Raw genomic sequence first — 14,577 nt, 5'->3', positions numbered from 1 at the left:
AAAACCCGCCCTTACTGCTAAGCTGTTACGCATTTAAAAGTCATATTGTAGGGTGCGTCAGATTTAGATATTTTCCTTTCTACATAGGCTTTACCGTCTGACGCACCCTACTCGTTAATAAGTGATTTAAATGCGTAACAGCTTACTAGCCCGAAAATTGATTTCGGGGCGTGCTAAAACGCAGTGTAAGATCTCAGCTAATCTTCTGATTAAGAGTGAAAAATTATGACATGGCAAGACTGGTTGGTAACTAATGAAGGGCAATGTCTCAAAAATGAGGTAGTCTATCAGAATGAAGAATTGCAGCGCCCTTATCGGCTTTACCGTTTTCTTACAGATTTAGAAGATATTCTAGAAAGAGTCAAGGACGATCGGGAACGGTTAAACTTAATTTGTCCGCTGGTTCGTCGTTTACTCAATAGTTCGGAATGGCTACAAATGAACTATTTACTACCAGATCCAGAAACAGGTTGGTCTGTATTAATGCTTTATGATGAACCGGATTTTCCGATTACTGTACAAACAGTGGTTTGGGCTCCTGGTAGTATTTCTCCGATTCATAATCATGGAACTTGGGGAATTGTGGCGCTACTTTCTGGACAGGAAAAAAATACTTTTTGGCAACGTTCTTCGAGTTCGGAATTTCCCGATCGCATCGAACCAGTTAGCGATCGCTTATTTAATTCTGGTGATATCTTATGCTTAATGCCCGATACAATTCATCATCTGGAAGCGATCGGAAATGAACCAACAATTAGCTTTAATTTGTATGGTGAAACTAACTATAACCAACGGTTTGAATTTGATCCAATTTACAGCACTGCGAAAAACTTTTAATCTTTCTTCGATTAACCAATGAAGCTGAATCGTTCGATTCGATCTTTGATCAATTCTTTCACAGGCAAGCGGATTTCTACTTCCTCGCTGCAATTTCGCCTGACTCTGGAATTGGTAGCACTTTCGATTTTGGGGCTGGGTAGTGTGGCGTTTTGGGCGGGCTGGCAAATGGAGCAAAATCTCATAGCTGCCCATAAGCAAACGCTAGAATATATTGCGAGGCGCTTTCCCGAACAGGTTCAGCTTTACAGTGAAATGGGAGTGCTGGAAACTGGGTTAGAACTAACTATCAATAAAGTCTCAACACCAAGTTTGGCGGTGTGGGTGAAAAGCGATGACGGTAGATTGGTGGTACAGTCTTCCCATTTAGAAAGTGATTCCCTGGAAATTCGCCGTGTGGCTGCAATGACTGACGTACCAAAAAAGCCGCAAATTGTTCGTTTTGGCGATCGGGATATCGTTTTATGTGGTAGTCCATTGGCGCTCAATGGCAAACCTTTTGGTAAGCTGTACCTTTCTCAAGATATTACCGAAGATCGGCAAAAATTAAATGCTGGATTGTCGCGGTTGTTGTTAGTTAGTGTTTTGGCGATCGTCATTTTAATTGTTGCTATTTCCAAACGGATTTGCAAAGCTATGCAACCATTAGAGCAAATGAGCTTAGTTGCCAGTGCGATTTCTGCTGATGATTTAACTGATAATTTGAAAGCAGCAAAACTTCAATTAAATCAAGCGCCAGATGAAATTTTAGGATTAGCAAAAGCTTTTAATGAAATGTTATTTCGGTTGTCAGGTTCTTGGGAACAACAACGTCAATTTGTCGATAATGTTTCCCATGAATTACGCACTCCCTTAACTGTTGTAGTTGGCTATTTGCAAAGTTTGCTAAGGCGAAGTAATAATTTAAGTGCTTATCAACAACAAGCCCTAGAAACAGCAACGGCAGAAGCGGAAAGGACGATCCGAATGTTACAAGATTTGCTGGATTTGGCAAGGGCAGATAGTGGAAATCTGCACTTTCGGCTCAATCCAATTATGCTAAATACCTTGGTTGCAGAAGTGGCGGCGATGAGTCAAAAGGTGAGTAATCGGCAAATTAATGTGTTAACAACTGATGAGGATGTTGTTATTTGTGCGGATCAAGATCGGTTACAACAGGTGTTAATTAATTTGGTGGATAATGCAATTAAATATTCTGCGCCCGAACAATCGGTTGATTTAATTTTAGAACAGACAGAACAATTGGCGATGATTCATGTGCGCGATCGCGGTATTGGCATTCCTTTAAACCATCAAAATCGCATTTTTGAAAGGTTTTACCGAGTTGATGAATCGATGACTCGTTCTAGAGATGGTACGGGGTTGGGATTAGCGATCGTCAAAAGCTTAATTGAAGGAATGGAAGGTAGAATTACCCTCCGTTCTAAACCTGGAGAAGGTAGTATTTTTACTATTACCTTACCACTGTGGAAGCCACCTCTATGAATGACCACATTCTTCTAATTGAAGACGATCCGAAATTGGCAGAATTTATCGCCACAGAACTGAGTTTGGAAGGGTATCGTGTCAGCGTTGCCCAAAATGGAATGGATGGTTTATCGATGGCTCGTGATGTTCAACCGGATCTGTTAATTTTAGATTGGATGTTGCCGGGAATTTCTGGATTAGATTTGTGTTTGCGATTACGAAAAACGGGTGTTCAAGTACCAATAATTATGTTAACGGCGAGAGATGAAATTCCCGATCGCGTTGCTGGATTAAATGCTGGAGCCGATGATTATGTTACCAAACCTTTTAGCATTGAAGAACTTTTAGCTAGGGTGAAAGCCCGTTTGCGTCGCACTCATCCCGAAATTCCTGATAGTTTAGAATTTCAAGACTTAATTTTGAACTGTCTTACTCGTGAAGTTTATCGCCACAATCAACTAATTGAATTAACTGCTAAAGAGTTCGATTTGTTAGAGTTTCTGCTGCGCCATCCTCGCCAGGTAATTACGCGCGATCGCATCCTCGAAAAAGTTTGGGGCTACGACTTTATGGGCGAATCAAATATTATTGAAGTTTATATTCGGGCTTTACGAATTAAGTTAGAAGCAAGCAACTCAAAGCGCCTAATTCACACTATTCGAGGAGTGGGTTATGTATTGCGAGAGTAAGCTTAAAAAATGCGCTTCTGGCAAATTCCCCATTGCATAGTTTCATCAAATATCTACTAGACATCTCCAAAAAACCTTGTAGAGACGTTCTATATAACGTCTCTACAAGGTTTTTGGAGATATCTACTTAAGTAAATTTTCCGTAAATTTGCGGAATGGCTTTGAGGGAGTTTGAAGAATAGATTAGTGAGCGATCGACTAATGAAAAGCTCATCAGTACATCTTGGAAAATAATCAGTAACTCATCCTTAAATTAAGGTAAATGTGAAATTATGCAAACTAAATTTACCAACTCCAAAGTATTAAATTTAGCTTTGGCGAGTGCCAGTGCATTGTTATTTTTAGTTCCGACTTTAAGCGCAATTGCACTCACAGGAAACTCGAACAATTCTGAGAAAAATATATCACAAATTAGAGATTCTTTCTTAGTAGCACAGGCAAATTGTCCAACTCGTCGATCGAGAGTCGATCGCACTTTTGAAACCCCAAATTATTACGTAACAATTTGTTCTGGAGATTCACAAAATTCTCTAGGTTATTATGTTGGTGCGGCGAAAGATGGTAGTGGTGGAATTACTGTTCCTTTGACGCGGAGAAGTGGCGATCGATATATTGCAGCTAACGGAAACACAATTTATGCCGTGACTCCTTATGAGTTGAGAGTAAGTCGAAATGGCAGAACAATTTTAAATGAAAGAATTTTAGCTGTTAGCGGCGATGACACTTTTTCAGCTAGAGGTTGTCGGAACAGAGAAAGTACTTTTGTCACAGCTGAAACAGCAAATTATATAGTATCAATTTGTGGTGGCGATCTTCCCGGAACATACATTGGTGAGTCAAAAAATGGTAGTGGGAGAATTAGATTGCCTTTGCGAAATTATGGACGCGATCGCTTTGTCGCTGTCAACGGAGATACCCGCTACATTCTCACTCGCAACGAATTAAGAGTTACCCAAAACGGTAGAACTATCCTCAGAGAAACCGTTCGTAACTGGAATTAAGTTTTCATCTAACACCTCTCCGAAACTTTCAACTCAGTTTCTTCAAGAAACTGGGTTTTTTTGTACTTTATGCAATTGTAACTTGCTAAAGTTATATAAAATAAAGTTAACCACAATTAGGATGAAGAGCATCTCCAGAGGAAATTAAACAATGGATAAAATAGAACGTTATCGACAATTTATTAAACAAATTTTGACCGAACACGCCGAAATTTCTCCCAGCAATGATACAGTAAAAGCCGAATTAATATTTGATAGCGAACATGACCATTATCAACTTGCTTATGTAGGTTGGCAAGGGGATAAACGAGTATTTGGCCCAGTGATGCACTTTGATATTATAGACGGCAAAATCTGGATTCAATATAACGGAACTGAAGATTTTGTTGCTGAAAAATTGGTGGAAATGGGTGTACCAATATCTGATATTGTTTTGGGTTTTCATTCCGCTTTTAAACGCCAATTTACTCGTTATGCAGTTGGATGAATTTCCCAGTAAGTAGTTGTAACTACTGACAGCGACTTTCTAACTTCTGAAACCACTGTTGGCGCAATATTAAAATAACGATCGCACCTGGTAATATTGCCCCTTTTCCCACTGTTTCAATGGCGACGATCGCTGTATCTGAAGAAACAACTCCTGATTGAATTTGGTGATAGATAATCGCTGCTAAAACTGGCAGTAATCCTAGTAAGAGAATTATCGATCGCAGATTAACAAAAAAGAACTTGTGAAAATTCAAAGGTTGCCGCACCCAACGGACAATAAAACTGATAGTTTTTTCGGTTCCAGTTAAGATAATTCCTGGTATAATTAATTCGGGAATTAGAAGAATTAGTAACAGATAACTGGGTTGTAAACCGTAGCTGTAAATGGGGAATAAAATTGCTCTTAATTCCCGATAACGACTGTAAAATAGTGCGATCGGGAATTGCAATAAGAATTGGGGAATGCTAGTTATATATTGAGGATGGGATAGTAGTTCTGGTAGAGTGGAAATTAAGGCGATCGCACTATAAGTTCCCAGAAATAAACCAATATAAAGTCCGGTAATTTTTAGCGTAGCTGTCCACTTTTTAGGAAAGCGCAAAACGTAATTGCAAACAAGCAATAAAGCCAGGGAGAATAAAATCAAATTACTCGCCCACAAACTGTCAATTATGCCAGTGATTCCTAAAGCTAGGGGGGTGAGTGCGATCGTAAAAATCAACCTTGGTATCCAACATTTTAATTTCTTTTCATCAGCAACAAAGCGCACTAAATAACCACCCGTTCCCAAACCACCCAAACAAATAACAAACATACCCAACATATACCAAGTTGCAATTATTGGTTTTGTCTTTCCCGGTATGCCAAAAGCTTGTTTTACCCAGCTAACAGATTGCTTAATTAAGTAGCGATCGTAAGGTTCAATCAAATGATCTGCTGTCGGAGAAATCACCAATAATCTAGCCCTTCCTGATTGAAAATCGCCACTTTGTTGAAATTCAAAAATATTTTCACCAGTCGCAGATTGCAACATTTCTCGCATTACCAATGGCGGATGTAATTGTTCATAAAGACCAATTCCCATCAACAAATTTGCTGGATAAATTGAAGTAGCGAACCCACTCATTCCCAGAACAACCGTAGCTTTAAAACGCTTATCATCACTAGCTAAACCTAAAGCAGTAGCGCCACCCATTGAATGCCCTCCAATACCAATTCTTGTACTATCAAACAGTTTTGGATTAGCTTGAATAAAAGCCATTACAGCTTTCCCATCTGTATCATTTCCTCCCTCTGAATAAGGTCGAAAATAAGATTCTCCAAAACCCCCAAAATCAAAAGTTAAAGCCGCTATTCCTTCCCTAGCTAATTCGATCGCTAACGGAGACATGATTTCCTTAGTTGAATTAATGCCATGAGTTAGCACCATTACTGGATAAGGAGGTTTAGCATTTTTTTGAGTGTATAATGTTCCTATTAATTGTCGGTTTGGTGCTACATCAATTTTAATTGATTTGATTTGAATTTCCGATGGATAAGAGAGGAAACAAATTAGAATTCCGATGCCTAATAGTAGTAGGCTTAAGAATAATCCCGTGTAACGTTTGGCGAAACTTTTATATTTCATAATTTTGTGCTGAGGAAATTTATATAAAGTAGGGTGCGTCAGACCGATAAAGTTAGCTATTTTACCAAAAATTCTGCTATCTGACGCACCCTACAGCCTGAGATATGGTGATTTCAGAAACCGGGTTTCTTGGAGTGTACTTTTACCTGAGAGGATGAGAATTACTACCACATTTTACTTCCGTTGCAGTTACTTCACCAGGCATCGGTGCTTCTCCCGCATTGTTAGTTTCACATACTATTGCTTGCGTTGTTTTATCGGCACCAGGCACAGGTGCGACTAAACCAACAACTCCTGTGTAGCTTTTCAAAGCTTTACTGATTTGGCTAGCATCGGCAAAGGCATTAACTCCATTTTTACCAATTGGTGAAATTGAATATTTATAATTAGAAGTTTGAGTCTTAATACCAACTGCCAAACTTCCCCATCCTTCGGGCGTGTTTTCTGTGACAAATGTACCAAATTCTGTGTAGTAAGCTTGTTGAGCTTTGTTCATTGAGCTAACATATTGTTTGCTTTCTGCTTGTTTGCCTTTCTCAGCTTGGCTTAAAAAACGAGGAATAACCAAAATACTACTAACTGATGCTAGGATAGCTACAAGTTGCAGGCAAAACAAAAATCCAAACGGAGTAGTTAGTTTTTCAGTGTTTTTTTGCAGATCTGAATCAGCTATTTCTTCGGAAGAAATACCGTTATTTAATGCAGTCTTTGCTTGACGTGCCGTATTAAATCGTCGTTCAATAGCAGGGTCGGTTAATATTGATAACCACTGGGAAAAATTCGCACTGAGACTTAGTTTATCTGGTATTTGCCACCGCATTTTTTGCTGCGGTAAATCAGCCGGAGAAATACCCGTTAATAAATGAATCAAAGTCGCTCCCAATGAGAATAAATCAGAAGCAGGTATAGCGCCTCCCCACAGTTGTTCCGGTGCTGCATACCCCGCCGTTCCTACCACAGTAAAGGTAACTCCCTCTGCTTTGGCTTTCTCTTGCACTGCGCCAAAATCTACCAGATATATTTGCTTATTTTGGTTATAAATAATGTTACTTGGTTTAAGATCTCGATGCAAGACTGGCGGACTCAATTCATGGAGATAAATTAGAATATCCAAAAGTTGATTAGCTATATCTTTGGCTTCGATTTCTGTGCAGAGTTTTCCCTTATTTAATAGCTGCTGTAAAGATGAACCGGGAATATATTCTTGTACTAAGCCAAACCAAGGTAAACCATCACCTGCTTGTTTGTCTAAGGAAAAATAATTGAGATACTTGGGAATTTTGGGATGGTTGAGTTGCTTGAGAACAGATGCTTCCCGTTCAAATAATTTTAATTCTTCCCACTGCATTTGAGGGCTAAATGATAGTAGTTTGATAATTACTTGTTGGTGAGGTTCGCTGGATAAATCAACCCCTAACCAAGTTTGACGATTAACATTATTTCCTAATACTTGTTGGAGTTGATAACGGTTTTGTAAGATTTGTTCTTGACGGAGCATAATTAATTTCCTTTTGATTTTTAGTTTGATAAAATGGCTTTTTCTGGTGATGAGATTGATATTTAAGAACAGGACAAAAAGTTCGTTTACTTATCGATCGCGCAACCAATCTTTAATTTCTTGAACTAACCACTCACGCTCTGATTCGGTTAATCTTTTACCAAACCTGTATACCTTTCTTCTGGTTTCGATAATTATTCCCTTAAAAGGGATGACTTCTACACTTTTAATCTGTGATGTTTTACCTGAACCCCATTTAGAGACGAAGGTTAAAAACCTCTTTTCAAAAAAGAATTTATTTCGATGAAAATAAAGCTTATCTATTCCGAAATTATTTAGTAAAATAAATTTTATTTCTGAGATAACAGGGTACATTTTATTAACGAATCTATTGACAAAATCTGGTAAATTTGGCAGAAAGTAGTTATGAATCAATATTATTAACCCAATGAATAGGAGCAATATCATTAAACTTACAAAAGGAATAAGATAATACAGGGAACGTATCAATAAACTAGAAATTAATGCAAAAAAGATACATATAATAAATGGTAAGAAGAAAGCGATAAATCCATACAAACAAATGGCAAATAATATAACCAGAGGTGTTAATATCAATAATATAACTCTGCTTGATTCTGCCAAGATAAAAGCGGTTGTAGCGGTAAGGATATTTAGCAAAGATAAGCGGCATTTGGGAACTTGTAATACTAATTTATCGGCTGTCTTTTTTATCTTAATGTTGCTGCGATCGGGGCAAGTAAATTTTGGTAAAAAATCACTCCTATTAAAGGCTTTTAATGCTTGCACAGCCGAACTAAATCGGCGGTCTAAATCTGGTTCAATTAGCATTTCAATCCAGTCGAGAAATTGCCGATCGATACTAACTTTATCCCGAAATTGAATCCGTAAATTAGATTGCGGCAAATTCGCTGGTGCTATCCCAGTCAATAAATGAACTAATGTCGCTCCCAAAGCATATAAATCGGAAGCGGGAAATGCTTTTCCCCAAAACTGTTCTAGGGGTGCATAACCAGCCGTTCCCACAACTGTAAAAGTGGCTCCTTCGACAATATTTGGATTAGCAACCGAGCCAAAATCTACCAAATAGATCTGTTTATCTTTTCCCACAATCACATTGCTGGGTTTAATATCTCGGTGCAAAATGGGAGGATTTAATCCATGCAGATAAATGAAAATATTTAAGATTTGAATGGCAATTTTTTTCACCTGTGTTTGGCTGAAATGATAACTCCGATCTAATAAATCTTGTAAAGATGCTCCGGGAATATAATCTTGCACTAAGCCAAACCAGTATAAACCTTCTCCTGCTTCTTTATCGATCGCAAAATAATCCCGATAGCGAGGAATACGGGGATGGTTAAGTTGCTTTAAAATTTCCGCTTCTCGTTCAAATAGTTTGAACTCTTCCCACTGCATTTGGGGACTAAAGGCGAGTAATTTTACTATTACTGGTATTGGTGGATTTGTTGACAAATCTCTGGCTATCCAAGTTTGATGACCTGGATTTTGTGCTAAGTTTTTTTCTAATTGATAAAGGTCGTTTAAAATTTGTTTAGTTTGTAACATATTATCTATTGCCTCGATCGGAGTTGATATTTCTATCATGTCAAGTAACTATTTGAGTTCGTGACTGACTTATTTTAGTTCTCATCGACTTCTCATCGACTTGGAAAAAAAGTTAGATTGTTAGATCACCGACTTCTCTAAGAAGTCGGTGATCTGGAGTCTATGTTTTTCAGTTTCTATCTTCTTCGCAGGGAGGCTCTTCTTGCTTGTCAGGATTAGGATTAACAAATCTGCCCATGAATAAAATGCTCCCAGATTTTTGGTCTTTAATTAGGAATAAAAATGGGCGATCGGCCCGAAATAATTTAGAAGATGCAGGAGATGCCGCAGTCACAGGACATGGCCCGTCACACATAACTACTGCTGTTGCTGCTACTGCTTTCGTTCCTGACTCATCTACTTCGACAAAAGCTTTATGAACTACATCTTTTATGTACAAATTGGGTTGGTTAGTTATACCAGAAAAGTCAGCTTTTCCCGTTTCCTCAAAAGCATCTACCATTCCCATTTGAGAAAGTGTTGTCTTTAGATTAAAGCGTCGATCGAATTTCAATTTAGGCAACCATACCTCGACATTCTCAGGAGACAATGATAACCATTTTTCCAGGTTAGCTGTAGTGAGATTACGTTCTAAATCGGGTAAACCATCCGGCTTTGCTGGCAACAAAATTACCATTGACAAATTACCTTTATAAGGCATTTCTAGCACTTGCAAATTCTCAGCTTCACCGTAACTAAAGTGATTTGACTGATACATCAATGGCACTTTTTCCTGTTTACCCGATGCTAGGATAAAAGGTTCTTCTTTGGTATCTTTTGATTCAAACTTCTCCTGCCAATTTCCCTTAAAATAAATGGCATTGGTTAAAACTAACTTGGTATTTTTTCCCAGAGGACATCCTAATAAATCCTTGATTTGATTTTGGGTGCGCTGGGACACCCACAGATTGATTTCTTCCGCTGCTTCCTCGCCATTACCAAAATCCAAAGATGCAACTTTCGCACCATAGAAATCATTAGTTATTTTTTCAAAAGCTGGTAGCAAAGGAAAGTTATTTTGCACCCAAAGACGATTAGCAATAGATAACTGATACCCTTGGGCATTAGTTAATTGATAATTCAATTTACCAAAACCCGGATGGAGAGTATTTGGCGGTAAAGAAAAACTCAAAACCTGATTCATTTGAGTAGCAGTATTCCCTCTCGCACCAGCCGCAGTCATCGCTAATGCGGAAGAAACGCTGTAAGGTGAGAAAAAGACATTTGCTGTAGCAGGTGTTTGCGAACTAATTTGTTTGTAAAGGTCAAGAGCAAATTTGGTGTTACCCTGTACTAGGGTTGCTACATCTTGACTGGCAACTTCTTGAGTCGGTTGCTTGACTAAAGCAATTGATTTTAGGGGTTTTTCTTGACCTTTCAAAGCCAAAAATAGAGCTACAAATAATAAGCAAGAAGCAACAGTTGCAGGTAAAAGCCAGAAGAATAATTTCCGGTGATGTTGTTGTTTCATTAACAGAACCTCTTTATCTGTCACCTTCTATTAAAAGTGATAACTATTTGAGATCTCGACTGACTTCTTCGAGTATTCATCGACTTTTCATCGACTTTTAACCACAAGTTTAGTTTTTTGGAGACAAGATTAATTTTAAGTAGATATTTTTACTTTTAGTAAGTTACTAATAATCTAAAAACCCGGTTTCTTATGAGAAACCGGGTTTTTCTAAAAAGAAATTGCAACTTAAGCCAGAAGCACAAAATCTTGCTGAGTAATCAGATTAACAGAAATGCCATTCAAAGTTGCTAACAATTCATTATTGCTAGTCAAACTAATCAAAGTGTTATTTCCACTTTGCACAATGCTAAGTTGTTGAAAAGTTAAATTATCAGACAACTCAAAGGAATCAATTCCATCTTGGAAGTCAGTGATTACATCGCTACCTTTACCAATTGCTAACACAAATGTATCGCTACCATTGCCGCCTGTGAGTGTGTCATTTCCTAAGTCTCCACTCAACCAATCATTGTCATCGCCACCGTAAAGGGTGTCGTTTCCTTTGCCACCGTAAAGGGTATCGTTTCCAATATCACCATGAATCCAATCTGCACCTTGATTGCCAAATAGTAAATCGTTGCCAATGCCACCACAAATTTTATCGTCATCTTTGGCAGAACTGCTGTCACCATTTCCCCCAAAGATGGTGTCGTTGCCATCTTCACCGCAGAGACTATCATTGCCGAAGTCGCCACAAAGGATATCATCCCCGACTCCTCCACTAACTATGTCATCATCTTTTCCCGCGTGTATGGTATCGTTACCTTCTTCACCAAAGAGGGAGTCGTTGCTAGTGTTGCCGTGAAGTAAGTCGTCGCCGCTACCACCGAAAATTAAGTCGCTGTCGCTATTGCCGAAAGCATCGCTACCACCGCCAAATACTGTGTCGTTGCCTTTGTCGCCAGCTAGGGTATCGTTGCCGACATCGCCTAATAAAAAATCGTTATTTTGACCTCCGCGAACGAAGTCGTTACCTTGACCTCCGTAGACTGAATCATTACCTTGATTGCCGTTAGCTAAGTCGTCACCTTGACTACAATTAATAATATCTTCGCCTTCGTTACCGCCAATCCAATCGCGTCCTTCATTGCCAAAAATTACATCATTTTCTGTTCCACCTAATAAGTTATCGTTTCCTATTCCTCCCCATAATAAGTCATGACCACCAAATGCAAAAATTGAATTGTTGCTGTTAGTACTAATGAGGAAATTGTCTTCATCATTACCCCATTGCGTGCGATCGTCTGAGTTTAATTCTACTGATACACCAGGTAAATTGTTAACATCTGGATGAATGATTTCATCGCAAAAACAATCTACTTCTAAAAGTTGTGGTGGTGGATTGACAGGTGTGGGGTTGGAGGAAACGAAATCGTTATCGTTTATTTGGATTTTGGCGGTACTTTGGTTGCCAATAATGATGTTTCCAATGGGATTGACTAAGGTGAGGTTAAAGTCTTCTATGTTTTCGATTAAGTTATCATCGATGATGGAAAGGTTGACGATTTTGTTAGTTTCGCCACTGGCAAAGGTAATGGTTTGAGTGGTGTTATTGAAGTCTTGTCCGCCTGTGGCAGAACCGTTGCTGAATTGTACTTGAATGCTGGCTTCGCTGTTAGTTGAACCTGTGCGATCGATCCGAACAGCAGCACCAATTACTTGACCATTTTCGTTAACTTGATAGTTCGCTTGCGAGAAGGAAACACTAGCTTTACTGATGGTATTCCCCAAAAATTCAATTGCACCAATATCAATCTTATTGTCAATGATGCGTTGCAAATTCCGTTGATCTGTATTGATATTTGCCGGAATTAAGGCATTATTTCCTTGATTAATTGCAGGAGAATCGGTTAGTAAAGCATGAGTTAAAGTTGTACCGCCATTATTAGCTAAAGGCGCAAGCTTGGGATCGATCGGTGCTTCAACTGTACCAACAATGCTGCCATTTACTCCATTAGTTAATCCGTTAGTGCCGTTACTTTTGCCAATAAGATTATTACCTTTATCGATAAAACCACCCTGTAAGTCGGTATTGTTATTATTAGCAATTATGGTATTGGCGAGATTGAAATTAGCGTTTGCTGCGTTAAAAAGACCTGCGCCACTATTATTAGCAGAGTTGTTAGCAACCGTAACGTTGATCAGATTAGCAGTACCAACGTTGTTGTTACCAATAAAGTCGTTATTAATCCCTCCACCGTCAGCTAAAGCTGTATTTCCCGAAATAGTACTGTTGATTAAGTTAATAATACCAGTGTTGTAAATACCACCGCCCCAGCTAGCTAAATTGCCAGAAACAGTACTATTAGTTAGATTGAGAATACCACTGTTGCCGATACCACCACCGATGGAAGCTTCGTTATGGGAAATATTACTATTAGTCAGATTTAGAGTACTACCTTCGCCAATGAAAATGCCACCACCGAGATCGGGAACTCCCCTAGCTTTCGTAATAGTTAATCCATCAAGATCGATCGTGACTCCTTTACCAATTAAGCTAAAAATACGAGAAGCATTATTCCCACTGATGGTTAAGTTATTTGCGCCTGTTCCTTGGAGGCTGAGATGATCGCTAATACTTAATTCTTCACCGCTTAAGGTGATAGTTTGTGCCGTAGCAAATACTCCGTTGGTATCGAAAGCGATCGTATTTTTCCCGGCAATTTGGTTAGCATTTAAAATTGCTTGGCGCAGGGAACCTTGTTTATAATTTGCTGGGTTAATGCTATCTTCGGTATTAGTAACGAGGAAACCGTTAGCATTAATGGTGATAGTAGCAGTTTTTTTAATATTGTCGATTTGATATCCTGTACCTGCTGCTAAATTGAGTTTTAAGCTTTCATTTCCTTCAGCGAAACTTACAACTTCGGCAATAGCATTCAAGTTAAGATCGACAAAACCTACTCCGTTTGGGATAGTTACACTGAAGGTATTACCTTTGATAATTTCTCCACTATTGGCTACTGCTAATGTATAGTCATCAGCAGTAGCCAGAGAAGAATTATCAATAGCTATGTTAACTGTTAATTCACCATTATTATCTGTGCGTCCAACTCGGTAAACACCACTAGCACCTTCTTCGATTTTATTGATAGTAATCGGGCTGATGCTAACAATAGAGTTCAGTACTCCTTGGTACTCTGCCATTGTAGCTGGGGAAAACACCAAGGGCGAAGTAATTTCTCCTATTTGTACTTTTAAATCCCAGTCTCCGCCTAACTCAGCATTACCTGTCAAATTGTCGGAAGCAGCAATATCTGCGCCAGTTAGTTCGGCAAAACGTTGCAGGAAACTTTTCCCTTCACTAGCAACATTACAGCCATAAATCAAAATATCGGCATTCTCACTTAAGGCTTTCTGCCATTGTTTTAATTGCGCTGCGTAGTTGTTAATATTCTCCAAAGTTAAGAAGTCATTTCCTAACTGTAAACTACCAGCACTGCCATGAGAAACTATGTGTAAAGCCGAAAGATTTCTGCGAGAAGCTAATTTATCAGTAATTTGTGCAATTCCATTTTTTGTAGAGTCGAGGATAATGACTTCGGTTCTCGGTTCTACGCCTGCGGCTAGTTTTTCATAGTCAGCAATAGCAGAATCGATAAATACAATAGGGTTTTGACTGTTGGTATTAATGGCATCAAACATGATCTAATTCTTTTCTCTACAAAGTTGCTAATTGACAAAATTAAGATTTGGCTGTATTCAAAAAATAGTGCTTCTGGACAAATTTCCGCTGCACGTTCCGCCTAACCCGGAGAAAAAACTGGGCTATTCTGCGGTTATGAAGGTCGATCAAAAAGAGCGATACGCCAACACTTTTCTGTAG

General features: G+C 38.8%; 10 protein-coding genes. 5 read left to right on the top strand and 5 right to left on the bottom strand.

Annotated elements, in window-relative coordinates; translation table 11 throughout:
• Positions 1-225 precede the first annotated feature (225 nt).
• From ACE1B6_RS11810 to ACE1B6_RS11790, 5 genes are all read left to right on the top strand, one after another.
• Positions 226-837, top strand: coding sequence for a cysteine dioxygenase family protein (locus ACE1B6_RS11810; RefSeq protein ID WP_413257429.1), 612 nt, complete (start codon positions 226-228; stop codon positions 835-837).
• 18 nt (positions 838-855) lie between these two features.
• Entirely contained in the window at positions 856-2,322 is a 1,467-nt protein-coding gene (locus ACE1B6_RS11805) for a sensor histidine kinase (protein WP_413257428.1), read from the top strand.
• Positions 2,319-2,993 (top strand): response regulator transcription factor, encoded by a 675-nt coding sequence (locus ACE1B6_RS11800; protein WP_413257427.1) that lies wholly within the window; start codon positions 2,319-2,321, stop codon positions 2,991-2,993. Before ACE1B6_RS11805 ends, ACE1B6_RS11800 begins: the two co-directional genes overlap by 4 nt.
• Positions 2,994-3,265: 272 nt before the next feature.
• Positions 3,266-3,994 (top strand): hypothetical protein, encoded by a 729-nt coding sequence (locus tag ACE1B6_RS11795; protein WP_413257426.1) that lies wholly within the window; start codon positions 3,266-3,268, stop codon positions 3,992-3,994.
• A 151-nt stretch (positions 3,995-4,145) separates the two neighbouring features.
• Positions 4,146-4,481, top strand: a complete 336-nt coding sequence (locus tag ACE1B6_RS11790) for a XisI protein (RefSeq protein ID WP_413257425.1) — start codon at positions 4,146-4,148, stop codon at positions 4,479-4,481.
• Between the two features lie 22 nt (positions 4,482-4,503).
• Here ACE1B6_RS11790 and ACE1B6_RS11785 read toward each other — a convergent pair whose 3' ends face one another.
• The 5 genes from ACE1B6_RS11785 to ACE1B6_RS11765 form a co-directional block, all read right to left on the bottom strand.
• Positions 4,504-6,111, bottom strand: a complete 1,608-nt coding sequence (locus tag ACE1B6_RS11785; protein WP_413257424.1) for an alpha/beta hydrolase — start codon at positions 6,109-6,111, stop codon at positions 4,504-4,506.
• Between the two features lie 142 nt (positions 6,112-6,253).
• On the bottom strand, positions 6,254-7,609 hold the full coding sequence (locus tag ACE1B6_RS11780; RefSeq protein ID WP_413257423.1) for a protein kinase domain-containing protein: 1,356 nt from the start codon (positions 7,607-7,609) through the stop codon (positions 6,254-6,256).
• A 90-nt stretch (positions 7,610-7,699) separates the two neighbouring features.
• Entirely contained in the window at positions 7,700-9,238 is a 1,539-nt protein-coding gene (locus ACE1B6_RS11775) for a serine/threonine protein kinase (RefSeq protein WP_413257422.1), read from the bottom strand.
• 130 nt (positions 9,239-9,368) lie between these two features.
• On the bottom strand, positions 9,369-10,709 hold the full coding sequence (locus tag ACE1B6_RS11770) for a serpin family protein (protein WP_413257421.1): 1,341 nt from the start codon (positions 10,707-10,709) through the stop codon (positions 9,369-9,371).
• A gap of 228 nt (positions 10,710-10,937) precedes the next feature.
• Entirely contained in the window at positions 10,938-14,396 is a 3,459-nt protein-coding gene (locus ACE1B6_RS11765) for a DUF4347 domain-containing protein (protein WP_413257420.1), read from the bottom strand.
• Between the last annotated feature and the right edge of the window lie 181 nt (positions 14,397-14,577).

It is taken from the genome of Floridaenema fluviatile BLCC-F154, assembly GCF_041929135.1.
Taxonomy (GTDB): Bacteria; Cyanobacteriota; Cyanobacteriia; order Cyanobacteriales; family Aerosakkonemataceae; genus Floridanema; species Floridanema fluviatile.
This window is presented reverse-complemented; position numbering and strand designations above follow the sequence as displayed.

What these genes read in the sequence shown, in the direction of transcription:
- ACE1B6_RS11775 (WP_413257422.1), bottom strand. Translation starts at nt 9,238, where the DNA reads ATGATAGAAATATCAACTCCGATCGAGGCAATAGATAATATGTTACAA.
- ACE1B6_RS11810 (WP_413257429.1), top strand. Translation starts at nt 226, where the DNA reads ATGACATGGCAAGACTGGTTGGTAACTAATGAAGGGCAATGTCTCAAA.
- ACE1B6_RS11780 (WP_413257423.1), bottom strand. Translation starts at nt 7,609, where the DNA reads ATGCTCCGTCAAGAACAAATCTTACAAAACCGTTATCAACTCCAACAA.
- ACE1B6_RS11765 (WP_413257420.1), bottom strand. Translation starts at nt 14,396, where the DNA reads ATGTTTGATGCCATTAATACCAACAGTCAAAACCCTATTGTATTTATC.
- ACE1B6_RS11805 (WP_413257428.1), top strand. Translation starts at nt 856, where the DNA reads ATGAAGCTGAATCGTTCGATTCGATCTTTGATCAATTCTTTCACAGGC.
- ACE1B6_RS11795 (WP_413257426.1), top strand. Translation starts at nt 3,266, where the DNA reads ATGCAAACTAAATTTACCAACTCCAAAGTATTAAATTTAGCTTTGGCG.
- ACE1B6_RS11790 (WP_413257425.1), top strand. Translation starts at nt 4,146, where the DNA reads ATGGATAAAATAGAACGTTATCGACAATTTATTAAACAAATTTTGACC.
- ACE1B6_RS11770 (WP_413257421.1), bottom strand. Translation starts at nt 10,709, where the DNA reads ATGAAACAACAACATCACCGGAAATTATTCTTCTGGCTTTTACCTGCA.
- ACE1B6_RS11800 (WP_413257427.1), top strand. Translation starts at nt 2,319, where the DNA reads ATGAATGACCACATTCTTCTAATTGAAGACGATCCGAAATTGGCAGAA.
- ACE1B6_RS11785 (WP_413257424.1), bottom strand. Translation starts at nt 6,111, where the DNA reads ATGAAATATAAAAGTTTCGCCAAACGTTACACGGGATTATTCTTAAGC.